The sequence below is a fragment of the Eubacterium segne genome, assembly GCF_014287775.1.
Lineage (GTDB): Bacteria > Bacillota > Clostridia > Lachnospirales > Lachnospiraceae > Eubacterium_G > Eubacterium_G segne.
In genome coordinates this window covers 407230-430761 of sequence record NZ_JACOOZ010000002.1, presented here as the reverse complement: position 1 = coordinate 430761, position 23532 = coordinate 407230, and the positions used below count along the sequence as shown (strand labels likewise).

At 36.4% G+C, this 23532-nt stretch carries 21 protein-coding genes; 20 read left to right on the top strand and 1 reads right to left on the bottom strand.

Annotated elements, in window-relative coordinates; genetic code table 11:
• Window positions 1-44 precede the first annotated feature (44 nt).
• The 13 genes from H8S00_RS04440 (at window position 45) to H8S00_RS04380 (ending at window position 15364) form a co-directional block, all read left to right on the top strand.
• Window positions 45-749, top strand: coding sequence for a YoaK family protein (locus tag H8S00_RS04440; RefSeq protein ID WP_118588721.1), 705 nt, complete (start codon window positions 45-47; stop codon window positions 747-749).
• Between the two features lie 121 nt (window positions 750-870).
• Window positions 871-1416, top strand: coding sequence for a PH domain-containing protein (locus tag H8S00_RS04435; protein ID WP_118588722.1), 546 nt, complete (start codon window positions 871-873; stop codon window positions 1414-1416).
• Between the two features lie 8 nt (window positions 1417-1424).
• Window positions 1425-2927 (top strand): PH domain-containing protein, encoded by a 1503-nt coding sequence (locus H8S00_RS04430; protein WP_118588723.1) that lies wholly within the window; start codon window positions 1425-1427, stop codon window positions 2925-2927.
• A 236-nt stretch (window positions 2928-3163) separates the two neighbouring features.
• Window positions 3164-3442: a DUF6110 family protein gene (locus H8S00_RS04425; RefSeq protein ID WP_118588724.1), complete on the top strand. Its 279-nt coding sequence runs from the start codon at window positions 3164-3166 to the stop codon at window positions 3440-3442.
• Window positions 3442-5517, top strand: a complete 2076-nt coding sequence (locus H8S00_RS04420) for a heavy metal translocating P-type ATPase (RefSeq protein ID WP_118588725.1) — start codon at window positions 3442-3444, stop codon at window positions 5515-5517. The genes H8S00_RS04425 and H8S00_RS04420 overlap by 1 nt, the downstream gene beginning before the upstream one ends.
• 538 nt (window positions 5518-6055) lie before the next feature.
• Window positions 6056-7351, top strand: coding sequence for a phosphopyruvate hydratase (gene eno, locus H8S00_RS04415; protein WP_118588726.1), 1296 nt, complete (start codon window positions 6056-6058; stop codon window positions 7349-7351).
• Between the two features lie 5 nt (window positions 7352-7356).
• On the top strand, window positions 7357-7920 hold the full coding sequence (locus H8S00_RS04410; RefSeq protein WP_021952788.1) for a DUF3793 family protein: 564 nt from the start codon (window positions 7357-7359) through the stop codon (window positions 7918-7920).
• Window positions 7921-7991: 71 nt separating this feature from the next.
• Window positions 7992-8414 carry a flavodoxin gene (locus tag H8S00_RS04405; RefSeq protein WP_021952787.1) on the top strand — a complete coding sequence of 141 codons (423 nt, stop codon included), beginning with the start codon at window positions 7992-7994 and terminating at the stop codon, window positions 8412-8414.
• Between the two features lie 173 nt (window positions 8415-8587).
• Window positions 8588-9124 (top strand): RNA polymerase sigma factor, encoded by a 537-nt coding sequence (locus H8S00_RS04400; RefSeq protein ID WP_021952786.1) that lies wholly within the window; start codon window positions 8588-8590, stop codon window positions 9122-9124.
• A complete protein-coding gene (locus H8S00_RS04395; RefSeq protein ID WP_118588727.1) occupies window positions 9124-11319 on the top strand; it encodes a beta-propeller domain-containing protein in 2196 nt (731 codons plus the stop codon). The genes H8S00_RS04400 and H8S00_RS04395 overlap by 1 nt, the downstream gene beginning before the upstream one ends.
• 44 nt (window positions 11320-11363) lie before the next feature.
• Window positions 11364-12461 carry a 2-oxoacid:acceptor oxidoreductase family protein gene (locus tag H8S00_RS04390; protein WP_118588728.1) on the top strand — a complete coding sequence of 366 codons (1098 nt, stop codon included), beginning with the start codon at window positions 11364-11366 and terminating at the stop codon, window positions 12459-12461.
• A gap of 3 nt (window positions 12462-12464) precedes the next feature.
• Window positions 12465-14687, top strand: a complete 2223-nt coding sequence (locus H8S00_RS04385) for a thiamine pyrophosphate-dependent enzyme (RefSeq protein ID WP_186840036.1) — start codon at window positions 12465-12467, stop codon at window positions 14685-14687.
• Window positions 14688-14725: 38 nt separating this feature from the next.
• The gene (locus H8S00_RS04380) at window positions 14726-15364 is read left to right on the top strand and encodes a 4'-phosphopantetheinyl transferase family protein (protein ID WP_186840035.1); all 639 of its coding nucleotides are present in this window, start codon (window positions 14726-14728) and stop codon (window positions 15362-15364) included.
• Between the two features lie 77 nt (window positions 15365-15441).
• Here the strand turns inward: H8S00_RS04380 and H8S00_RS04375 are convergent, their stop codons facing one another.
• A complete protein-coding gene (locus H8S00_RS04375; protein ID WP_021952781.1) occupies window positions 15442-16302 on the bottom strand; it encodes a class I SAM-dependent methyltransferase in 861 nt (286 codons plus the stop codon).
• Between the two features lie 179 nt (window positions 16303-16481).
• On the opposite strand from H8S00_RS04375, the gene H8S00_RS04370 reads away from it, so the two are divergent.
• The 7 genes from H8S00_RS04370 to rplB all read left to right on the top strand — a co-directional run bounded on the left by H8S00_RS04370 (window position 16482) and on the right by rplB (window position 23524).
• Window positions 16482-16718 carry a hypothetical protein gene (locus H8S00_RS04370; protein ID WP_021952780.1) on the top strand — a complete coding sequence of 79 codons (237 nt, stop codon included), beginning with the start codon at window positions 16482-16484 and terminating at the stop codon, window positions 16716-16718.
• Between the two features lie 449 nt (window positions 16719-17167).
• Window positions 17168-20221 (top strand): S8 family serine peptidase, encoded by a 3054-nt coding sequence (locus H8S00_RS04365; RefSeq protein WP_186840034.1) that lies wholly within the window; start codon window positions 17168-17170, stop codon window positions 20219-20221.
• 349 nt (window positions 20222-20570) lie between these two features.
• Window positions 20571-20888 carry a 30S ribosomal protein S10 gene (rpsJ, locus tag H8S00_RS04360; RefSeq protein ID WP_021952778.1) on the top strand — a complete coding sequence of 106 codons (318 nt, stop codon included), beginning with the start codon at window positions 20571-20573 and terminating at the stop codon, window positions 20886-20888.
• A gap of 108 nt (window positions 20889-20996) precedes the next feature.
• Window positions 20997-21626, top strand: a complete 630-nt coding sequence (gene rplC / locus H8S00_RS04355) for a 50S ribosomal protein L3 (protein ID WP_021952777.1) — start codon at window positions 20997-20999, stop codon at window positions 21624-21626.
• A 23-nt stretch (window positions 21627-21649) separates the two neighbouring features.
• A complete protein-coding gene (gene rplD / locus H8S00_RS04350) occupies window positions 21650-22270 on the top strand; it encodes a 50S ribosomal protein L4 (protein WP_021952776.1) in 621 nt (206 codons plus the stop codon).
• On the top strand, window positions 22270-22569 hold the full coding sequence (rplW, locus tag H8S00_RS04345; RefSeq protein ID WP_021952775.1) for a 50S ribosomal protein L23: 300 nt from the start codon (window positions 22270-22272) through the stop codon (window positions 22567-22569). Before rplD ends, rplW begins: the two co-directional genes overlap by 1 nt.
• 112 nt (window positions 22570-22681) lie before the next feature.
• The gene (rplB, locus tag H8S00_RS04340; protein ID WP_021952774.1) at window positions 22682-23524 is read left to right on the top strand and encodes a 50S ribosomal protein L2; all 843 of its coding nucleotides are present in this window, start codon (window positions 22682-22684) and stop codon (window positions 23522-23524) included.
• Window positions 23525-23532 lie beyond the last annotated feature (8 nt).

Here is a 23532-nt window from a genome sequence, read left to right as displayed (position 1 = left end):
TATGATAGTATCTCGGAAGAAAACATAAAGGATGGTGTTAGAAAATGAACTTCCGAAGTAAAGAAATGTACATTCATAGCCTTATGTGCATAATTGGTGGATTTTTTGGGGCATATGCCATAGTTAATGGATTTGAAAATATGGGATCAGCCCAGACTACGAATATGATAGATATTGTGTGTACTCTTTTAGGAAAAAATTATTTTGATTTTTTCTTAAGAATTTTAGCTTTTGTGCTTTACATTACGGCAATCGCAATTTGCGTTTGCTTAGGAAAAATGACTAATGTTAATACAAGGAAATACGCAATTACCGTGGAAATTATAATTATGATTGCATTGGTTTTCATGCCAAAAAGTATCAATCCTCTGGTGGGACTTCTTCCTATATTTTTTATGATGTCAACCCAGTGGAGTGTTTTTCACGGCGTTGGAAAATATAATAGTGCAACAATTTTTTCAACTAATAACTTGAAACAGTGTGTAATCGGTTTTACTGAATATCTTTTAGACAAAAATCCGGAGCAGTTAGAAAAAGGCAAATTTTATGGCAATTCTCTTATATGGTTTCATGTGGGAGTTGCTATATCGTACTTTACATGTAAGGAGTTCGGATATATGGCAAGCCTTTTCGCAGTTCCTTTTTCAGTGGCAGCCTTTACTTTAGAGGTACTTCCGGAAAATATAAAAGACGAAGTAGAGGAAGAAATTGAAAAGGACATTACAGTATTGGGGGAAGTGAAGGCATAGAATATTATCTCTAACAAAGATGAAAAACAATATAGGTGAATAAAGACAATGGATGATTTTGGTAGATTAGTCATGAACTATATGGTAAACTTACAGTAAGTTTATTTACAGGAGGACTAATATGTACGAAAAATTATCTAAAAGAGCTTTAAAAAACATGTATATGGCAGCAGGTTTTGCTACGGTGGTATATCTTATTATTGCACTTGTAGTGGAACTTGCTATTTTTATACCTAATAATCTTACAATTGGAACAGTTATACTTGTTATAGTGACAATTTTGATGGTAATAAATTGTATAGTAAGTCCTGTTTTCAGATTTCACAGATACAGATATAAAATTGACGATGAGTGTATAGATATTGTTGAGGGATACATATTTGTGGAAAGAAATATTGTTCCTATTGAACGTCTTCACAAGTTGCAGATTCAAAGAGGACCTTTCGATAAAATCTGTAAAGTGGCAAAGATTGTGGTAACGACTGCCGGAGGAGATGTGGTTATCAGGTTTTTAGACGAGGAAAAGGCAGAAAATATAGCCGAAAATCTTAAAAGCAGGATAAACAAAATAGCAGTTTGCCAAAGAGAAGCGGATATACAAAAAAATGGTGACGTTTTAGACCATGAAACTCAAGGCATTAACGTAAAAAAATTGGATGATAAGTAGGTGGGACTATGGAAAATAAGAGATTTAGAAATCATTGGACCAGTGTTGTGGAACAATTTGGGGCAGCATTAATAGCACTGGTGGTTATTATTATGGGAAGTCCCGATGATATTATTGATATGATAGTGGATATATCCCGTGGAGGATTTTCAGTAGAAACCGTTTATGTTGTCTTTATTTTGCTGATTTTTATTGTGATTATAGCAATATTTGTGGCATGGCGTTTCAGGGTATGGTATAAAACATGGATTGTAATTGATAATGATACATTGTCAGTGGAGAGAAATACAATTATTTCACTAAAGAATACTATTGGGTTTAAAAATATATCCAATGTTAATATGGAACAAAATCTGTTTGAAATGTTAATAGGAACCTGCAAGGTTAAATTTGATACAGATAGCTTATCCACGGCTAACACCACGGATGTTAAAATAATTCTAAAGAAAAAAGAGGCTGAGGAATTAAGAAATTACATTATCAAACATATAAACCGGATAAAGGGTGATGGGGATGATGTGGTAGAGCAGGAAATTTTAAATAATGAAGATTATGATGTGGTTGCTAATAAAAGAAACATTATTATGAATGGACTATATTCAATAAGTATTTTAGGAATAATTATTTTTATAGCAAGTATTGGGAGTATAGTTAGTATTATCCCGAAATTTGTTACAGCAGGTTTTGATGGAGATGGTTTCAGAGTACTTATTGTAGCAATTACAGTGGCGTTTTCTCTGGCGTTAGGTACCGGTGCAGGTTTTGTTAAAAATTTCCTTAAGCTGTATGACTTTAAGCTTAAAAGAAAGAATAACAAGATATATATAAAATACGGATTGTTTAAAAAGGTTAATTTTGCCATTCCTGTCAACAGAATAAATGCCATTATTGTACATCAGACTTTTATTGCCAGATTGTTTAAGAAATATGCAGTGGAAATTGTAAATGTAGGTATGGGAGATGAAAAGCAGGAGCAGACATACTTTACTTTTTATGACACCTGGGAAAACACAGAAAAAATCATAAAAAGGCTTTTGCCGGAATTTTCCGAAAGCTTTTCCTGTGAAACAGAAAGACAACCAAAGTCAGTGTGGGTTATAAAGATGCTAAAAATTATTGTAAAATATATAATCTGCATAGTGACATTTTGTGGATGTAATATTGTTTTAGGTATTCCGTTGATAGTAGAAATAGGGGTATTGGCAGTGATTATGTTGTGGATTATTGTATGTAACATATTGTCATACAAAACAGAGGGAAGTTATATTGGCAATAGCCAGATAAAAGTAAAATCAGGAATTTTTGGCACAACTACAACTATAATAAAATTTGAAAAAATACAAATTGTTACTTTTAATCGGAATATTCTGGAAAATAAACTGGGGATAACCAAAGGCTTTATAAGAATACTGGCAGCAATTTCTAATGCAGGACATAAAATTCCATATATGAGTGCTGAAAAGACAGAATTAATTAAAGATAAATTGTGTATTTCTTCCTTTAAAGATTAATGGAGTACACTGTAAGTAATATAAGGCTGTTCTGTTAATGTTGAATTAAACATTGAAGGGATGGTCTTATTTAAAATACTTGAAAAATCCTCACAAAAGAAGTATTATTTGGTTAGGCGTAACAAACCTAAAAGCAGAAGGAAACATAATGAATCAACTTCATGGCTAAGGATGTTTCCGACGAAATGCCGCTGACCGAAGGGAGGGGGCAATACATATTATAGGAGGGTTTTATAATGGATATTTTAAAGAAGGTAGCTGTATTTGCAGCAGGAACATTATTTGGAACAGCAGGTATTAAGGTTCTCTCAAGCAGAGATGCAAAGAAAGTGTATGCCAATTGCACCGCAGCAGTTCTTAGAGCTAAGGATTGTGTAATGGACACAGTTACAACTGTTCAGGAAAATGCCGGCGACATTTATGCAGAAGCACAGCAGATTAACGAGGACAGAAAAGCAGAAGCAGAAGAATGCTTTGAAGATGAAAGCGTTGAAGACGAAAGTGGCGAAGAATAATGAAATTTGTTATTAAACATGAGATAAGGGGGAGACTCCGGGTACATTTTGTCTATAAGAATATGACGTTCAGACAGGCAGATATTTTACAGTATTATCTTATGGGAAGGGAAAATATAATCTCTTCACAGGTTTTTAATAGAACAAATGATGCGGTCATTTGTTATTCAGGTGATAGACAGGCTGTTTTGGATATGCTTAAGAGGTTTTCTTATGAAAAGGTAGATGTACCGGAACAGTATTTAGAAAATTCAGGTCGCCAGCTTAACGAGTATTATAAGGAAAAACTTATTAATAAAATTTTTATGCGTTATGCATGCCGTGTGGTTTTGCCTATGCCGGTTAAAATCGCTTTAACTTCTTATAGTGCTTTTAAGTATGTTCTTATAGGAATTAAGACATTGGCAAAGGGAAAATTGGAGGTTCCGGTTTTAGATGCCACGGCCATTAGCGTTTCCATGATTAGGGGCGATATTAATACTGCAGGTTCAATTATGTTTCTGTTAGGAGTAGGCGAACTCTTAGAAGAGTGGACACATAAGAAGTCTGTAGGTGATTTAGCACGTAGTATGTCACTTAATATCAACAAAGTATGGCTGAAAAAGGACGGTACAGAGATTATGGTGCCGGCTAAAGATATTAAAAAAGGAGACATAGTTGTTGCAAGAATGGGCGAAGTAGTTCCATTTGATGGCGAAGTGGCAGATGGCGAAGCCATGATTAATCAGGCATCTATGACCGGTGAAGCTGTTCCGGTTCGTAAAATAAAAGGAAATTATGTTTATGCAGGAACGGTGGTTGAAGAAGGAGAAATAGGTGTTATTGTAAAGGAAACCAGTGGCTCAGGTAAATTTGACAAAATTGTATATATGATAGAGGAGTCAGAGAAGCTTAAGTCATCAATGGAAGGAAAGGCAGAGCATTTGGCAGATAAGTTAGTTCCATATTCTTTGGGAGGAACGATTTTGACTTATCTTCTTACAAGAAATGCAACAAAAGCCATTTCCATTCTTATGGTCGATTATTCATGTGCTCTTAAGCTTGCCATGCCAATATCTGTTTTAGCAGCGATAAGACAGTCAAATGACTATAAAATAACCGTTAAAGGTGGAAAGTTTATGGAAAAGATGTCTGTGGCGGATACTATTGTGTTTGACAAAACAGGCACTTTAACAAAGGCGGAACCTACAGTTGTGGATGTAGTGGCATTTGAAGACAGGTCAAAGGATGATTTGTTAAGAATCGCAGCATGCTTAGAGGAACATTTTCCACATTCCATGGCCAATGCTGTTGTTAATGCGGCAAAAAGCAGAAATCTTACGCATGATGAATTTCACAGTAAGGTGGAATATATTGTAGCTCACGGAATAGCTACTACAATTAATGGAAAGCGTGCAATTATTGGCAGTTATCATTTTGTAATGGAAGATGAAAAGTGTGTTATTCCTGATGGAAAGGAAGAATTGTTCAAAAATCTTCCACCGGAGTATTCTCATTTATATCTTGCCATTGAAAACAAACTATCTGCAGTTATTCTTATTGAAGACCCGTTAAGGGAGGAGTCTGTTGAGACCATAAGGGAATTAAAGAAAAATGGTATCAGCAAGGTGGTTATGATGACCGGAGACAGTGACAGAACTGCGAAAGCAATAGCTGCGCAGGTAGGTGTTGATGAGTATTATTCAGAAGTTTTGCCGGAGGATAAGGCAAAGTTTATTGAAAGTGAAACCGAAAAGGGCAGATGTGTCATAATGATTGGGGATGGCATAAATGATTCACCGGCTTTATCAAAAGCAGATGTGGGTATTGCCATAAGCAACGGCGCACAGTTAGCAAGAGATATAGCTGATATAACTATAGATGGTGAAGATTTAAGCCAGATAGTTACTCTTATAAAAATAAGCAAAGGTCTTATGAAGAAGATACATAGGAATTATCGTTCAATTGTTGGTATAAATACTGCACTGATAATTCTTGGGGCCTGCGGTCTGATACAACCGGCAACGTCAGCATTGCTGCATAATTCATCAACTCTGGCAATAGGCTTAAGCAGCATGAAGGATATAGAAATATAAAAGTGGATGTGTATATAGATTAAACATTATAGAATATCTGTGGATGTGTATGAGAGTTGATATCTATAGGACATTTTAGAAAAGGCACTACGTTAATGAAAGTTAGTCATTAACGTGGTGCCTTTTTGTGGACAATTGTTGAGATAGTAGTTATCTGCTGCGATTGGAAAGTCAAATATAAGTGTGGCATGAAATTTGTTAGGGGACAATGTGTTTAAGAACAGTTGAAAGTGGCAATTTGAACTGGTCAATGGTACCCACCCCGGAAAAACAAATAAATTTGCTATTATGGGAAAAGCACACACCATCCCTCTTCCTTAACGTCTAACTTAAAAAAATAAAAAATCTCAAATTCCCTATTGACTTTTATCAAAATGTTAGTATATTATAACTATGGTTAGAAAAAACTAACCTCTTTTGAATAGACATTTGGACTCCGAACGGGAAATGGAAGGGGTAGCTGCCTTCCATTCGGATTCCTTACTTAATTATTTCAAGACTAAAATTTATTTTTTATAGAAATATGGAGGAACATACAATGAATTATTTACAGATTGAAAAAGTCGTAGGACGTGAAATCATGGATTCAAGAGGAAATCCTACAGTAGAAGCAGAAGTTTATTTGGCAGACGGAACAGTAGGAAGAGGAACTGCACCTAGTGGAGCATCAACAGGTGAGTTTGAAGCCCTTGAGTTAAGAGATGGTGATAAAAGCAGATATCAGGGAAAGGGTGTTTTAAAAGCAGTAGAAAATATTAATACAACTATTAATGATGTGTTAAAGGGAATGGATGCATCAGATATATACGCAGTTGACAAGGCTATGATTGAAGCAGACGGAACTAAAGATAAATCAAATCTTGGAGCAAATGCCATTTTGGCAGTTTCAATTGCCAGTGCCAGAGCAGCTGCAATATCATTAGACATTCCTTTGTATAGATTTTTAGGAGGAATATCAGGAAACAGACTTCCGGTTCCAATGATGAACATTTTAAACGGTGGAGCTCATGCGGCAAACACTGTAGACGTTCAGGAATTTATGATAATGCCGGCAGGGGCAGAAACATTTAAAGAAGCTCTTAGATGGTGTGCAGAGGTATTTCATCAGTTAAGCACATTATTAAAAGAAAAAGGATTTGCTACATCGGTGGGTGACGAAGGCGGATTTGCACCGGACTTAAAGAGTGACGAAGAAGCTATTGAATATATTTTAAAGGCAATTGAAAAAGCAGGCTACCAGCCGGGAAAAGATTTTATGTTGGCAATGGATGCTGCTTCTAGCGAATGGAAAGGGGAAAAGAAAGGCGAGTATATTTTACCAAAAGCAGGCACAAAATATACATCAAATGAACTTATTGAGCATTGGAAAAAGTTAGTTGACAAATATCCAATCATCTCAATTGAAGATGCGTTAGATGAAGAAGATTGGAAAGGATGGCAGGTTCTTACAAAAGAATTAGGAGACAAGGTTCAGTTAGTAGGAGATGACTTGTTTGTAACTAACACTGAAAGATTAGGAAAAGGTATAGAATTAGGATGTGGAAATTCAATCCTTATTAAATTAAATCAGATTGGCTCAGTATCAGAAACTTTAGAGGCAATTAAAATGGCACACAAGGCAGGATACACCGCAATATCATCTCATCGTTCCGGTGAAACTGAAGATACAACTATAGCTGATTTGGCAGTGGCTCTTAATACATGCCAGATTAAAACAGGAGCACCAAGCAGAACTGAACGTGTGGCAAAATACAATCAGTTATTAAGAATTGAAGAAGAATTAAAAGATGCGGCAGTTTATCCGGGTATGGCAGCTTTTAACGTGAAAAGGTAAAAAACATGCTTGAAAAATATCTTATTGAATGGTGTTCTTCCACTCTGGCATCTCTAAAAACCGCCAGTTTATTCAACTGGTTTTATACATGGGATGGATTAACAAGGGAAGACGTTTACAAAAATGTAAAAGACATGAACACGATATTTGAAGAAAAAGGAATAAGCATAGAAATATTGCGGGAAAATGAAAAATCAGCATTAATATATGTATATAGGACTAATAGACTGCAAGAGGATTTGAAGCAGGAGAAGACATGGGAGCTGCTAAAAAAATGTGGGTATACATGTTGTGATGTAAAGTATTCCATTGCACATTTGAAAGAGAGGCTTAGAAATTTAAATGACTTTCCCCATGAAATCGGATTGTTTTTGGATTATCCGGTGGAAGATGTTATTGGATTTATTGAAAATAAAGGGGATAATTTCAAGTGTTGTGGTTATTGGAAGGTTTATGGCGACGAATCGGCAGCAGTGAAACAATTTGCCAGATATGATAAGTGCAGATTGATTTATACAAAACTATGGAATGCCGGAAGAAGCATTTTGAAGCTTACAGTGGCAGCGTAAAATGGATAATTCCTTACTATAGCTAAGGAGTATTAACCATAAATATATTGTGGCAGAAAGGAATAAGATTAATGAGTAAAGTGGCAGTAGTTTTTTGGAGTGGAACAGGAAATACAGGAGTTATGGCAACTAATGTTGCAGAAGGAGCAAAGGAAGCAGGAGCACAGGCAGATGTAATATTTGTATCTGATTTTAGTGCTGATAAGATGGATGAATATGATGCCATAGCTTTCGGATGTCCTTCAATGGGAGCTGAACAGTTAGAAGAAGGTGAATTTGAACCTGTATTTGCACAGTGCGAGGCGAAGCTAAATGGCAAAAAAATAGCACTTTTTGGCTCTTATGGATGGGGCGATGGTGAGTGGATGAGAAACTGGGATGAGACATGCAGAAATGATGGTGCTGTTATGGCATGTGATTTTGTTATATGCAATGAAGCACCGGATGATGAAGCAATTGATGCGTGCAAGGCTTTGGGCAAAGCGTTAGCATAGATTTTCTCCAATTTAATTCGCCGGGAAACCGGCAACTCAAATACTTAATAATATGCCGGAATGTGTAGACAGCATTCCGGTGTATTTTTTTTTATTGCAACAAAATCTATATTTCCGTACACTACATATATGAAAAGATTAATTAATCATAATAAAAGGGAAAAGGTACCAATATGAAATATGATAAACAGGACGTAGTCCTTGCAATGGGAAATGACAAAAAAGCTTTTGAAAGGTTATATTGCTCCATCAACAATGATTTGTATAAGATGGGCATTTACATAATGGGAGATGTTTTGTTAGCACAGGAGGTGGTAAGTGACACTGTGCTAGATGCCCTGACAGGTATAACAAAATTAAAAAATCCTGATAGCTTTGAGCCGTGGATATTAAAAATATTAACAACTAAATGTAACAGGAAGATAAAGGACAAGTATAATAAGTTTTCAGTTTTTAATCCAAAGTCAAAAACCATGGAAGATGTGGAGTTAAGGGAAAGCACAAAATATGAAGATAGGGAAGAAGCAACAGATATACAGATAGCGCTATCAAAATTAAATAAAACAGACAGAATCATTGTTTCACTATGTGTGGTGGAGGGATACAAAAGCCACGAAGTGGGAAAGATTTTGTCCATGAACCCGTCAACAGTAAGAACAAGGCTGAACAGAGGTCTTGAAAAAATGAGAGAATATTTGGAGGTGCAGTAATGAGCAGAAATTTTGAAGATTTTGACGAAAAAAATATTGAGATAGCCAAAATGTTAATAAATGACAGCGAAAAGATAACAATTGATGAAAAAACTAATGAAAAGATAATAAAAAGTATTAGAAACGGAAGAAAAAAGAAATTTACCGGAATTTATAAAATGGCAACAGCAGTGGCGGCATGTATTGTACTTGTGGCAGGAATGACAATATGGAATCATGTTAATACCAAAGAAGTATATAGAAGCAGCGGTGAAAAAATGTACGCCGATAATTACGCTACCCTATCTAAGATTAATAAAAATGTTCAGGGAGGAAAATTCGCAGATTCCTATGATGAGATTAAGTCAAGGCTTAAGGAAGAAGTACCTGGATATAAAGACAATGAACGGGGCGTTAAAAAGTCTACAGATGCTGCAACAGATGGTATAAGCAGAAGCACAGGTACAGGAAAAAACAATTATTCAAAAACTAATGAGCAGACTGAAGGTGTCCATGAGGGGGATAGTGTAAAAACTGACGGAAAGTACATTTATACCCTAACGGAAAAATGTAAAAAAAATGGAGAGTTTGCCTATAATAAGGTTGTGATTACTGAGGCAACTAACGGAAATATGAAAAATATATCCACAATAATGTTTGATGAGAAAACAGTGGGAAAACAGACCAGTGTAAGGGAAATATATGTGGAAAATAACCGTTTAGTAGCCATTGCTTCAACTATCAACAGGATAGCAACATGTGGAGTTGTAGACGATGTAATAGCACGAAATAAAAAAAGTAAAACATATATCCTGATTTATGATATATCCGACATTAAAAATCCGAAGCTTATAAGTAAAAACAATCAGGATGGAAGTGTAGCTGAAACAAGGATTGTCAATGGATATCTGTATACAATATCTTCATGGGATGCCGATAAGGATGACTGCATACCTTATGTCAACGAAAAAAAGGTGGAATGTAAGGATATTTTTATACCGGATGTTTCAGAGGACAATTCCTATTCAATAATTACTTCAATTAACATTGATACAGCTAAGAAAATAGAAAATAGTGTATCTGTTTTAGGTAGCAGCAGTGATGTTTATGTTAGTGGAAATAATATTTATCTTATAAGCCAGGTGTTTGATGAAGAGGATGTTTCAGATGATGAAAACTATAAAGCAAAAATTGATAAATACGTAAAAAATAAGAAAATAGACTTAAATAAAAAGACAAAAATAAAATATCACTACGCATTAGATAAAATAAAGGCGGATACTAAGAAACGTCAGGTAAAAGCCATAAAAAGAAGTGATAAATCGGAAATAATAAAATATTCATATAAGGATGGAAAAATAACCTTTATAGCAGGAACCGGTATTAATGGAAGAATCGATGACAGGTTTTCTTTAGATGAAAAGGATGGATACTTAAGATTAGTTGCTCATGTTAGTGAAGGAGTCACTTTGGAGGATTCATATGTATATTACAAAGATGGAAAGCAGGTGGATGATGAGTGTATAGATGACAAGGTTATAACATCAACTGAAAATAATTCAGTTTATACCTTTGACAGTGCCATGAAGAAAAAGGGTGAAATTTTAGGTCTGGCAAAGAATGAGGATATATATGCTGCAAGATATTTAGGCAATTATGGTTATTTTGTAACCTATGAACAGACAGATCCTCTGTTTACAGTTGATTTTACCGATATGGCAAATCCAAAGATAACAGGAGCTCTTAAAATTCCGGGATATTCTGATTATCTCCAGATGTTTGACGAAAATAACATGCTGGGAATTGGAGTTAACGATGAAAATGAACCATCTAAGCTTAAAATTGACATGTATGGAATTTCTGGAAAGAAGGCAGAGAGAAAGGCTTCTTACACGGTGAAAAAAGAGTCTGACAGCGATGCACTTTACGATTCTAAAGCATTGTTAGCAGATAGTGAAAAAAATATTATAGGGATTCCTGTTTATGAGGACAACTACAGTGATGAGTACTATTCAGAAGACGTGTATTACTATTTGTTTAAGTATGAAAATAACAGGTTCAAACAACTTTTAAGATTAAAGTTAGGAGAGCAGGAGTATAGCGATGTCAGGGGATTTTATATAGATAATTATTTGTATGTTACAGATTGCAGCAAAGCAATATGGGCTGTTAATATGGCAGACTATAGTGTAAAAGGAAAAATCAGTATAAAATAATTAAATCTGCTAATAATGGTAATAAAATATTGTGGGGGAGAAGAATGGAAAAAGTAAAATTACCATTATTAAATGATGAAGGATATTATGAAATAAGAATAGAAAGCATAGGTGGTTTAGGAGCTAACCTTTGCGGAAAAATGTTAGGAGAACTGGCACTAAAGTTTTTGGGACTTAATAGTGCCGGTTTTTCAAGTTATGGCTCAGAAAAAACAGGTACTCCTGTAAAGGCATATGTAAGATATTGCAGAAAGGATATGGAAATCAGGCTAAATTCACCGGTTAAAAGACCTCATATGCTCTGCATATTCCATGAGGCATTAATGCAAAATCCTGAGATTTTTAACGGATGTAGTAATGATACGGTTATTGTAATTAATTCTGACATAGCACCTGAAAATATAATTAATTCCTACCTTAAGGCAAATGAAATATCCGGGGCAAGGCTGGTATGTGTTCCGGCACTTTCCATAGCCATGGAAACCAAATCGAGAATTAACGTTGTAATGTTAGGTGCCATGGCAAAAGCAAGCGGTTTTATTCCCATGGAGTGCGTTAATAAAATATGCAGTGAAATATTAGGGGCAAAGTACCCTGATGTGCTGGAAAATAATTTGCAGGGAATATATAGAGGATATAATGAAGCCATCCAATGTAATATTCCTAATTATAAGATTACCTCAAATTCAAAAGAAAATGGCAATTCTAAGGGATATGAAAACATGCTTACAGGGGGAGTAAATTTAAGTACGGGAAGCACCATAACTAATGATTTGTCCCCATCCAGGCAAGGGTATATTCCGGTGTTTATAAAGGAGAGATGCATTAATTGCGGAATGTGCGATGTAACCTGCCCTGATATGGTTTTTCAGTTTGAAAAAGGAACTTATAAGGGGAAGGAAATGATGGTGAATAAAGGACTTGATTATTTTCATTGTAAAGGCTGTTTAAGATGCGTGGAAATATGCCCTACCCAGGCTTTAATAAAGGAAAAAGAGAAAGATTATAGTGTGAAGCCGTGGTTTATTCCCAACATAGAACTTAAGGAAACACCGGATTGTTATGAAAAGACAGGTGCCGACGGATATATTACATCGGAGGCTTTTTTAGATGAAAAAAGAATAGAAGGGGGAGAAGTTTAAGATATGAAAGAACAGGTGGAAAAATATTTATCAGGAAATGAGGCTGCAGCGTTGGCAGTGAAACAAATAGGGTATGACATAATGGGTTATTACCCAATTACTCCTTCTACTCAAATTGCAGAAAATCTGGATTTAATGGGGGCTAAGGGAGAAGTTGACATAACTATGATTCCGGCAGAAGGAGAGCATAGTGCAGCAGGAATATGTTACGGAGCATCGGCAGCAGGGGCAAGGGCTTTTAATGCCACAAGTGCCAATGGACTTTTGTATGCCCTAGAGCAGTTTCCGGTGCAATCAGGTACAAGGTATCCCATGGTAATGAATGTGGCGTGTCGTACGGTTTCGGGGCCTTTATCCATTAAGGGAGACCATAGCGACATTATGTTTATGCTAAATACCGGGTGGATTATTCTATTTGCCCATAGTGTGCAGCAGGTTTACGATTTTAACATTATTGCCACTAAATTAGGGGAAAGTGTCAGCCTGCCGGTGGTAGTGGCATATGACGGCTTTTTTACCAGCCATCAGAAAAAACGAAGCTATAGCTTCAAATCAGATGAAGACGTAAAGAATTTTGTGGGAAAAAAGAAGGAAAAACATGATTTATTAGACCTTGAAAACCCCATAACCATTGGTTCATACATGAATGAGCCTGATTTAATAAATAACAGATTTCAGTTGTATGAGGCAGTGACCTTAGCAGGAAAGAGACTTGATGAAATATTTAAAAGCTATGAAAATTTATCACAACGACATTATGAAATGGTGGAGGAGTATAAGGTAAAGGATGCTGAAATTGTTATGATACTGTTAGGCTCTGCCTTTGACACAGTTACAGTGGCAGTTGATAAATTAAGAAAAGAGGGAATAAAAGCAGGCGTCATTACCCTTAATGTAATCCGCCCCTTTCCCATTGATGAAGTTGTTAAAAGGGTTAAAGATAAATGTAAAATACTTGTGGCAGACAGACAGGACAGCTATGGGGCTAATGGGGGAAATCTATCCTTAGAAGTTAGGGCGGCATTTCAAAGAAAAAAGAAAAATGTGGAAATTAAATCAGTGGTATATGGCTTAGGTGGTATTGACTTTGACGTATCTGATGGAAGATGGCTTTTGGAGCAATATGATAATCTCCCTGATTTTAGTTATTATGGCGTAACAAAAGGCGGCAAAGAAAAAGTACAGGATAATCTTCTTAAAAAGATAGATAAAGAAAGAACAATGTTAGGCATTACGGAAGTAAAAAATACCGGAGAGGGTTTAATGGTAAAGGGGGGACAGATTAATGCCACAACGGCAATGCCTGATAGAATTGCACCGGGACATGGAGCCTGTCCGGGGTGCGGAATATTAGTAAATTTAAATCTTCTTCTTAGGGCAATTGAAGACCCGGTGGTGCTTTTGTTTCAGACAGGATGTGGAATGATTATAACCACTGCATATCCTAAAACATCTTTCAGGGTTCCTTATATTCATAATCTTTTTCAAAACGGGGCTGCCACCATGAGCGGAATAGTAGAAGCCTGTAAAAGAAGACAGGAGAAAGGGGAAATACCTAAAGGAGATATTGTTTTTATAATGGTAACCGGCGATGGAGGAATGGATATAGGTATGGGGTCAGCCCTTGGAACAGCCTTAAGAGGCCATAACATGATTATATTTGAGTATGATAACGGAGGATATATGAATACCGGCTACCAGCTGTCTTATTCTACTCCTAAAGGGGCAAAAAGTGCTACATCCCATGTGGGTTCCCTTCAATACGGAAAGACATTTTTTAATAAGGATATGCCGGAAATAATGGCAGCGGCTAATATTCCTTACGTGGCAACGGTGGCAGAGTGCAATCCTAAGGATTTTATTACTAAGGCTGCAAAGGCGGCGTATTATGCCAAAAATCAGGGAATGGCATATATAAAAGCACTATCAGCCTGTCCTCTCAATTGGAATGACAACCCTGCCACAGAAAGGGCGGTTATAGAAGCAGCAGTGAATTGTGGATATTTTCCATTATATGAAGTGGAGAAGGGAATTACTAAACTTAATTATAATCATGAAAACAGCAACAAAAAAATGCCTGTAAAACAGTGGTTTTCCATGATGGGAAGAACCAGGCATTTAGTAAAAGAGGAATATAGTAGTGTAGTTGAGGAAATTCAAAAAGAAATTGATGAAAGGTTTAGAAAACTAAAGGAAAAATCAGTTTCCATAAACATAAAAATGTGATACACTAAAGTCTGATAAAAAACCAAAAGAGGAATATTATGGATATTTATTACTTTAATATTACACCTTTAAGAAATAAATTTATCTTTGAAAGGAATTTAAGTAAGGTAAGTAAGAAACGTCAGGAGAAAATTGCCAGACTTAAAAGAAACGATGACAAATTAAGGTGTTTAGGAGCAGGGCTTCTAATTGAATTTATAAAAGAAAAGTATAATATAAATGACGAAATAGTAATTGATAAATTTGGAAAACCTCATTTTTTGAGAACTAAGGATTCTTTTAATATTTCACATTCAGGAAATTATGTGGTTATAGCAGTTTCAAGGTTTAATATTGGAATTGATATTCAGAGAATGGAAAATAACAATCAGCTAGTGGCTGAGCGGAATTTTCACCAAAATGAATGTACCTATATAAATGAGGGAGAAGATGAAAATGTTAAAACCCAGAGGTTTTATGAGGTTTGGACAGTTAAGGAAGCCTATTTGAAAAATGTAGGTATAGGTCTTAGAAAACCTCTTAATTCTTTTGAAGTAAATTTTGCCGAAGGAAAGGCAAAGATTATGGATAATCCGGGATATGAGATTTTACAGATGAAATTAGATGAAAGATATATTATGTCTGTTTGTGCAGATATAAGGGATAAGGAACTTAATATAGAAGAAGTTGCATTTTAAAAAAGTTTTCACTTTAATTTACATTAAGGTGAAAACTTTTTGTATAATGGGAAACTCCCATATAGATTTTATATTCTTTAATTCTCCCAGCGACCGGAGGCTCCACATGGAAGCACCAATCCGTTAGATGTTACATTAAGTCCGATTTCTTCGGCAGTAACGTGACCACCAAATTTTTTTACAATGGCTGTATTAATCATATAACTTAAAACTGCCGGCTGTAATCCGGTGGTATATGAATTTATAAGGAAGAAAAGAGGGTCATCGCTTAAAATGTTAGTACACAGTTCAATAAATGGGAAAATATTTTCCTCTATTTTCCATGTTTCTCCTTTAGGGCCTCTTCCGTAGGAAGGAGGGTCCATAATAATGGCATCGTATTTGTTCCCACGTCTTATTTCACGTTCCACAAACTTTACACAGTCATCTACTAACCATCTTACAGGACGGTCTGCTAAATTAGACGAAACAGCATTTTCCTTCGCCCAGGTTACCATACCCTTTGATGCATCTACGTGAGTAACCATGGCACCGGCTTCAAGGGCTGCCAAAGTGGCACCACCTGTGTAGGCAAAAAGATTTAAAACCTTAACCGGTCTGTTGGCGTTTTTTATTTTTTCAGAAAACCAGTCCCAGTTAGTTGCCTGCTCTGGGAAAAGCCCTGTATGCTTAAAACTAAAAGGCTTAAGGTTAAATGTAAGGTTCTTATAATTAATAGTCCACTGCTCAGGCAAATCAAAGAAATCCCATTGACCGCCACCTTTGTTGCTGCGGTGATAATGTCCGTTTAATTTTTTCCATCTATAATCTTTCTTAGGAGTATTCCAGATAACCTGAGGGTCAGGTCTTAACAAAATGTAATCTCCCCAACGCTCAAGCTTCTCTCCTGAAGAAGTATCAATAACTTCATAATCTTTCCAATTATCTGCTATCCACATAACGTATTTCCTCTTATTATAATAGTAGGTTTAAATCAACCGGATATATATTAACATAATAATGATATGAGTGTCAAAAGTAAATTTGTTGCCCATTGAGGCAATGGAATTGGAAGAATCAAAATGACTTTGTCATACAGGGATAATTCAATTTTCCTGCGAATGGATTTGACGATAAATTGACACTTACAATTGCTGAAAAGGATAATTGCTCAAAAAAGTGTGAATTTGAGTTTAGCGTTATTGGATATTGTTATGAAATGATTAATAATGGTGGAATAGCAGCATTAGGATTATCAACTGAAAAACAGCAGGATATGAAATATTTTCTAAATTCGTTATGTTACTATAATACTTACGCAAATAAATACTTCCAAAATCATCAATATATAAAAGATAATGAAACAAATAAATGATGTATAACAAACGAAGTTTTTTTACAGACCGTTAATACGAGGAATAAACAGTTTAAAAAGCTAAAAAAAGTTTTGGTCTGACTTCCGTTAGACTAAAATTAAATTTATACAGTCTAAGATAAGAAGTGCGCGAACCTCAATTCCGCTTCGCTGAAATTTGGTTGGGGATTACGCAAGGTATGCTCCTGTTTTTTACAGTTGTAAAAAGGGAAAAGTCCTACAACCAGTGTAAATATGCTGTTTGTAGGACTTTATTTATATCAAAGTATGTGGCTGCTTTTGTTTTTTTCGGGTTAAATGTAAAATTTTTCTGATATTTTTTTGAGAAAAAAGTATACTTTCTAAAAAATAAGGTGCTAGAATTAAAATTTAAATGTGTTAAATTAAGATAGAATATTGAAATGTATACTCTAGAGAGGAATGCAACAAAAAAGAAAGGAAAATAAAAAATGATAAGTAGGAAAATAAAAACGTTCAGTCTGATTCTGGCAGTGCTGATGGTGGTCACTCTGATTGTACCCAAAGCAGATTTTACTGAAAGGCCATCTGTTTCAGAAACAGAAACAGAACTGAAAGAATTTACTGTTAGTGACAAAGATTTAAAAGAAATTGTTGTCGCAGCAAAAAAAGATGGCAGTAAAGCAGCAGCCAGAGTAAATGAACTAAATGGAAATGATTTTGAGGTGGCAGTGAACAAAATACTCACGGAATATTATAAAGACGGAGATACAGACTGTTGTAAGGCATTTGAAGAAAATGTAAATGCAAAAGCTGCAGGTATTATAAAGGGATATAAAGAAGCTGCCAAAGAGAGAAAGAATGCAGACAAACTTTCTTATGAGGCAGGGACATCCATTTTAACTTTTGGTGCGGACATTTCAAAACAGAAAATTAAAGACATTGTTGCTGATCAGTACGGAGAATGTGAGTATATATATAAATGTACGGATGGAACATATATTGTTAAAGTAAAAAACTCTTTGGGTCTTACAGTGGACAAGGCAGTTGATGCTTATGGAGCCTATGATGAAACAATGCAGGTTGCAAGAAATGATAAGGTTGAGCAGATTTCGGAAGCATATGAATTGGTGAATGATACATATGCGGCAAACCAGTATTATTTAAGAACGATGAAGGTGGTAGATGCATGGCAGTATATCCGAGGCGTCAACCATTCAAAGGTCAAAGTGGCAGTAATAGATGGTGGCGCAGATTTAAATAGTGCAGACCTTCAGGCAAGTTCAAGTTTGTCGGCAGAAATTTTGAGTGATGGTAGTTATATTCCGTTAAGACAAAGTACATCTATGTACAATAATAATCATGGCACTGCTGTAGCAGGTGTTCTTGCGGGAACCGCAAATAATGGAACGCAGATTGCAGGAGTCGCAAGCTGTATTAATAATGATGTTGCTGAATTAATTAACGTTAAAATTGAGATGTATGTGGATAAGATTGCAGTGGGGCTTGATTATGCCAGACAGGTAGGAGCAAAGGTTGCCAATCTCAGCCTCGCCCATGAGGGGGCAAACGATGTAGAAGAGGCTGCAATTAATAACTTTGTTGCAGCAGGTGGAACAGTTGTAGCCGGTGCAGGAAACAATGGATCTGACGTTGCAACGTATCCATCGGATTACGCAAACACGATTTCCGTAATATCTGTTGATGAGAGTTATAATATTGCAGCAACCAGTAACCGGGGATGGAATAAGGATATCTGTGCACCGGGGGTAGCAATATATGCACCGAATATAACAGGCTCAGGTTCAGATACCATTGTTGCAGGAGGAACCTCCTTTGCGTCTCCTATGGTGTCGGCTATTGTAACGATGATGTACAGCGTGAACGCAGGGTTAAATAGTAATACCGTAAAAAATATTCTTATTAATACTGCCAAAGACTTAGGAGACTCCGGCAGAGATTATACATATGCCTATGGATTTGCAAATGCTTATGCAGCAGTAGTATCCGCAGCAGGTGGTACTGTAGAAGAAACAACAACCACGGTATCATCTGACACTCCTTCAGGATATACCACTGCAGGAGCAAATTGGACAAATTTGAATTATTGGTCTGTATACTTTGCATCAGATTGGGGTGGTAATCCGACAGGAAACTATAAAGATGGTGGTTCCTACAACGACTTTGGAGTTTATGTTAACAAATATAGTGGAGCTGAGTGGGGAGTTCAGATGAAGACTCAGATACTTAGCACAACAATAGGAAAAACATACACATGTAAAGTATCTGCAACATTTAATTCGGATATGACAGATACAATTACATTTAAGGATGAGGGGACGCAGACAGCAAAAAAATATACACTTGTGAATGGAACTAATAATTTTGAGATTGATTTCACACCTACAGCAGATAATACGCAAATATTTATAGATTTAGGAAAAGTACCTGCGGGTGGAAATTTTGTAATCACAAGCTTTTCCCTTGAAGAAAAGGAAGAGACGACAACAAAAGTATTTGATGCTTTTGGTATTATAGAGGCTGAACAGTTTACTTCCAACCAGGGAGGGGTAGTGGATATAAATAGCAGTGCCAGCGGTGGACATAATATTGGAGGTGTTTCAAATGGAGTATATATGACGTATGAAAATGTTAATTTTAATGAAAATGCAAGTGCAATAGAATTTTGTTATTCCAGTCCAACAGGAACAGCTCTTGGAAATGCCGAGATATATGTGGATGATTTTGATAATAAAGTTGGAACAATTGTTCTTACCAATAATGCTTCGTCGTGGCAGGAATACGGAAATGTTACTGCAAATCTTGACAGCGAAATATCTGCGGGAAGCCATATAGTATATGTAAAATACGTTACTACAGGTGATTGCTATTATGTGGCAAATGTTGATTATTTTAAGTTTATAAAAGAATCGGATATTGTAACAGAGGAACCAACAACAGAAGAGCCAACAACAGAAAAAATGACGGCGCAGGAAGAAACAACAAAGACTATAAATACAATAAACGGTGGAATAGAAATAAACGGATATCAGATAAGTGCCACAACAAAGGGTATGCGCGTGGTTTATTCTGTGGATAGTGAAATTAATGGAAAAGAAGTTGTAAGTTCAGGACTGATATATTCTCTGGCAGATTATGTGGATGCATCGGAACTGTATGTAGGAAGTTCAAGTTATTATGTACGCAGTTATGAAAGTACATCTGCGGGCAAGTCAGATAGAGTGTTTTCGGATTCGGATATTGCTACAAGTTATGCAATGACAATGAAATTTGCTGCAGGTACAGCTCCAGAGTATAGTGATATATGGAGAATCCGTGCATATGCAAAACTATCCAATGGAACTTATGTATATACAGATTCATATACATATACGATTTATGATGTGGCTGATATATTATATCAGGGATGTAAGATGAATTCAAAAGAGCATCATGAATACTTATATAATGATATTTTATCAGTAGTGAACAAGGAGTATAAGACAAAAGATTACGACTGGAGCAGTACAGTTGTGAAAGGATAAGTGTTGATTTTTATATGGCATCTCTCTAAGATTTAGAGGGATGCTAATCTTTCATATTTTTTTATGGAAAAAAAATGGAATAGGGGTTGATTTTTGAAACGGTGTATGCTAAACTATCTCTTGCTGTGACATTGATAGCGTAGAAGCGAGAGGTTGCTGCACCAGATGCAGGTTTTCCGTGGAGCGAATGTCAAGTTAGAAAACTGGCGACAAGTCACTGTACAAAAATCAGTCCACCGAGGTAGTGGAAACACCGTGTTTATGGTCTTTTGATTTGGGACACACACGGAAAGGTTGTACGGTCACCGCTTGTCGTGCTAAATAGTACGAAAAGGAGGCGGCTTTTTTTATGGCACAAGTAATGAGAATTACACTTAAGGCTTACGATCACAAATTAGTAGATCAGTCAGCAAAGAAAATTGTTGAAACTGCAAAGAAAACAGGAACTGAAGTGAGTGGTCCTGTACCTCTTCCAACAAAGAAGGAAGTAGTTACAATTCTTAGAGCTGTACACAAGTACAAAGACTCTAGAGAGCAGTTTGAACAGAGAACTCACAAGAGACTTATCGATATCGTAGCTCCAAACCAGAAGGCAGTTGAAGCTTTATCAAGATTAGAAATGCCAGCAGGTGTGTACATCGATATTAAGATGAAGAACGACAAATAATTTTAGAGAGTTATCCTTGAAGGTTTATATAGTAACTAATAGTTACGGAAACTGTTCTAGGATGATCGCGGTAAGCGATCCGCTGTAGATTAACAGGAGGTAATTAAAATGAAGAAAGCTATTTTAGCTACAAAAGTTGGTATGACTCAGATATTCAACGAGAATGGTGAATTAGTACCTGTGACTGTTCTTCAGGCAGGACCATGTGTTGTTACTCAGGTAAAAACAGTGGAAAATGACGGATACAGTGCAGTACAGGTTGGATTCCAGGATATCAGAGAAAAGCTTGTTAACAAACCTGTTAAAGGTATGTTTGACAAGGCAGGAGTTTCTTACAAGAGATATGTAAGAGAATTCAAACTTGAAGGAGAATACGCAGTTAAAGATGAAATCAAGGCTGACGTATTTGAAGCAGGAGATAAGGTTGACGCTACTGCAATTGCAAAGGGAAAAGGCTTCCAGGGCGCAATCAAGAGACACGGACAGTCAAGAGGACCTATGGCTCATGGTTCTAAATACCACAGACATGCAGGTTCAAACGGTTCATGTTCAACTCCTAGTAAGGTGTTTAAGGGCAAGAAGATGCCTGGTCACATGGGTGGCAAGAAAGTTACAACACAGAACCTTGAAATCGTTCGTGTTGACGCAGAAAAGAATTTACTCTTAGTTAAAGGTGCTATACCGGGACCTAAGAAAGCTTTAGTAACAATTAAAGAATCAGTTAAAGCCGGTAAGTAGTATTTGAAAGGAGGAACACACAGATGGCAACAGTATCTGTTTTAAATATGGAAGGAAGCGAAGTTGGAACAATAGAACTTAGCGATGCAGTATTTGGTGTTGAAGTTAATGAAAACTTAGTACATCAGGCAGTATTGAACCAGCTCGCAAATAACCGTCAGGGTACACAGAAAGCTAAAACCCGTTCAGAGGTTAGCGGTGGCGGAAGAAAGCCATGGAGACAGAAAGGAACAGGTCATGCAAGACAGGGTTCAACAAGATCTCCACAGTGGACAGGTGGCGGAGTTGTATTTGCTCCAACGCCTAGAGATTATTCATTTAAGATGAATAAGAAAGAAAAGAGAATTGCTCTTAAGTCAGCATTGACATCAAGAGTTAACGAAGGAAAATTAATCGTAGTTGACGAGCTTAAGCTTGAAGCTCCAAAGACAAAAGAATTTGCAAAGGTTATGGCAAACTTAAAAGCTAACAAAGCTTTAGTAGTATTAAGCGAGAACGATGCAAATGTTGTAAAGTCAGCTAAGAACATCCCTACAGTAAAGACAGCTTTAACAAATACTATTAATGTATACGACATCCTTAAGTACGATACAGTAGTTGTTGAAAAAGCAGCTGTAGAAACAATTGAGGAGGTGTACGCATAATGGCAGACCTTAAGTATTATGACGTTATACTCGCTCCTGTAATTACAGAGAAGAGTATGAACGCTATGTCAGAAAAGAAATACACATTCTACGTTCACACAGACGCAACAAAGGTTCAGGTTAAGGAAGCAGTTGAAAAAATGTTCGAAGGAGCAAAGGTTGCTAAGGTTAACACAATGAACTTAGATGGTAAGAACCGTAGAAGAGGATATGTTACAGGAAAGACAGCAAAGAGAAAGAAAGCTATTGTTCAGTTAACGGAAGATAGCGCTGATATTGAAATCTTTGCAGGACTGTAAGATAAAAGTGAAAAGGAGACTTATCACTTGGGCAGATAAATAATCTGTCGTAATGTTAAACGCAATAGAAGCGTGATAATAAATCTAGTTTGATTTTGAAAGGAGAAATAAAATGGGAATTAAGACATTTAACCCATATACACCTTCAAGAAGAGCTATGACCATGCTTGATAACGTTGAGATTACAAAGGCTACTCCAGAGAAGTCTTTAACAAAATCTCTTAAGAAAACAGCTGGTCGTAACAATCAGGGTAAAATAACAGTTAGACACCACGGTGGTGGATCTAGAAGAAAATACAGAATCATCGATTTTAAGAGAAATAAAGTTGATGTTCCGGCAACAGTTAAGAGTATCGAGTACGATCCAAACAGAACAGCTAATATTGCATTAATTAGCTATGCTGATGGAGAAAAGGCTTATATCCTTGCTCCAAGCGGATTAAAGGTTGGCGACGTACTTATGAACGGTGAAAATGCTGATGTTAAAGTTGGTAACTGCTTACCATTATCAGCTATCCCGGTTGGTACAGAAATTCATAACATTGAGTTATATCCTGGAAAGGGCGGACAGTTAGTACGTGCTGCTGGAAACGTAGCTCAGTTAATGGCTAAAGAAGGAAAGTATGCTACACTTAGACTTCCTTCAGGAGAAATGAGAATGGTTCCTATCGTTTGCCGTGCAACAATCGGTACAGTTGGAAACATTGAACACGGTCTTGTAAACATTGGTAAAGCAGGACGTAAGCGTAATATGGGTATCAGACCTACAGTTCGTGGTTCTGTTATGAACCCTAATGACCATCCACACGGTGGTGGTGAAGGACGTGCACCAGTTGGTCGTCCGGGCCCATGTACACCTTGGGGCAAACCGGCTCTTGGTTTGAAGACTCGTAAAAAGAATAAGAAGTCTAACAAGATGATCGTTAGAAGACGTGACGGAAAGAACATGAAATAGGAGGTAGA

Excerpts from the sequence above, each read along its gene's own strand:
- H8S00_RS04440 (WP_118588721.1), top strand. The coding sequence starts at position 45 with ATGAACTTCCGAAGTAAAGAAATGTACATTCATAGCCTTATGTGCATA.
- H8S00_RS04435 (WP_118588722.1), top strand. The coding sequence starts at position 871 with ATGTACGAAAAATTATCTAAAAGAGCTTTAAAAAACATGTATATGGCA.
- H8S00_RS04430 (WP_118588723.1), top strand. The coding sequence starts at position 1,425 with ATGGAAAATAAGAGATTTAGAAATCATTGGACCAGTGTTGTGGAACAA.
- H8S00_RS04425 (WP_118588724.1), top strand. The coding sequence starts at position 3,164 with ATGGATATTTTAAAGAAGGTAGCTGTATTTGCAGCAGGAACATTATTT.
- H8S00_RS04420 (WP_118588725.1), top strand. The coding sequence starts at position 3,442 with ATGAAATTTGTTATTAAACATGAGATAAGGGGGAGACTCCGGGTACAT.
- eno (WP_118588726.1), top strand. The coding sequence starts at position 6,056 with ATGAATTATTTACAGATTGAAAAAGTCGTAGGACGTGAAATCATGGAT.
- H8S00_RS04410 (WP_021952788.1), top strand. The coding sequence starts at position 7,357 with ATGCTTGAAAAATATCTTATTGAATGGTGTTCTTCCACTCTGGCATCT.
- H8S00_RS04405 (WP_021952787.1), top strand. The coding sequence starts at position 7,992 with ATGAGTAAAGTGGCAGTAGTTTTTTGGAGTGGAACAGGAAATACAGGA.
- H8S00_RS04400 (WP_021952786.1), top strand. The coding sequence starts at position 8,588 with ATGAAATATGATAAACAGGACGTAGTCCTTGCAATGGGAAATGACAAA.
- H8S00_RS04395 (WP_118588727.1), top strand. The coding sequence starts at position 9,124 with ATGAGCAGAAATTTTGAAGATTTTGACGAAAAAAATATTGAGATAGCC.
- H8S00_RS04390 (WP_118588728.1), top strand. The coding sequence starts at position 11,364 with ATGGAAAAAGTAAAATTACCATTATTAAATGATGAAGGATATTATGAA.
- H8S00_RS04385 (WP_186840036.1), top strand. The coding sequence starts at position 12,465 with ATGAAAGAACAGGTGGAAAAATATTTATCAGGAAATGAGGCTGCAGCG.
- H8S00_RS04380 (WP_186840035.1), top strand. The coding sequence starts at position 14,726 with ATGGATATTTATTACTTTAATATTACACCTTTAAGAAATAAATTTATC.
- H8S00_RS04375 (WP_021952781.1), bottom strand. The coding sequence starts at position 16,302 with ATGTGGATAGCAGATAATTGGAAAGATTATGAAGTTATTGATACTTCT.
- H8S00_RS04365 (WP_186840034.1), top strand. The coding sequence starts at position 17,168 with ATGATAAGTAGGAAAATAAAAACGTTCAGTCTGATTCTGGCAGTGCTG.
- rpsJ (WP_021952778.1), top strand. The coding sequence starts at position 20,571 with ATGGCACAAGTAATGAGAATTACACTTAAGGCTTACGATCACAAATTA.
- rplC (WP_021952777.1), top strand. The coding sequence starts at position 20,997 with ATGAAGAAAGCTATTTTAGCTACAAAAGTTGGTATGACTCAGATATTC.
- rplD (WP_021952776.1), top strand. The coding sequence starts at position 21,650 with ATGGCAACAGTATCTGTTTTAAATATGGAAGGAAGCGAAGTTGGAACA.
- rplW (WP_021952775.1), top strand. The coding sequence starts at position 22,270 with ATGGCAGACCTTAAGTATTATGACGTTATACTCGCTCCTGTAATTACA.
- rplB (WP_021952774.1), top strand. The coding sequence starts at position 22,682 with ATGGGAATTAAGACATTTAACCCATATACACCTTCAAGAAGAGCTATG.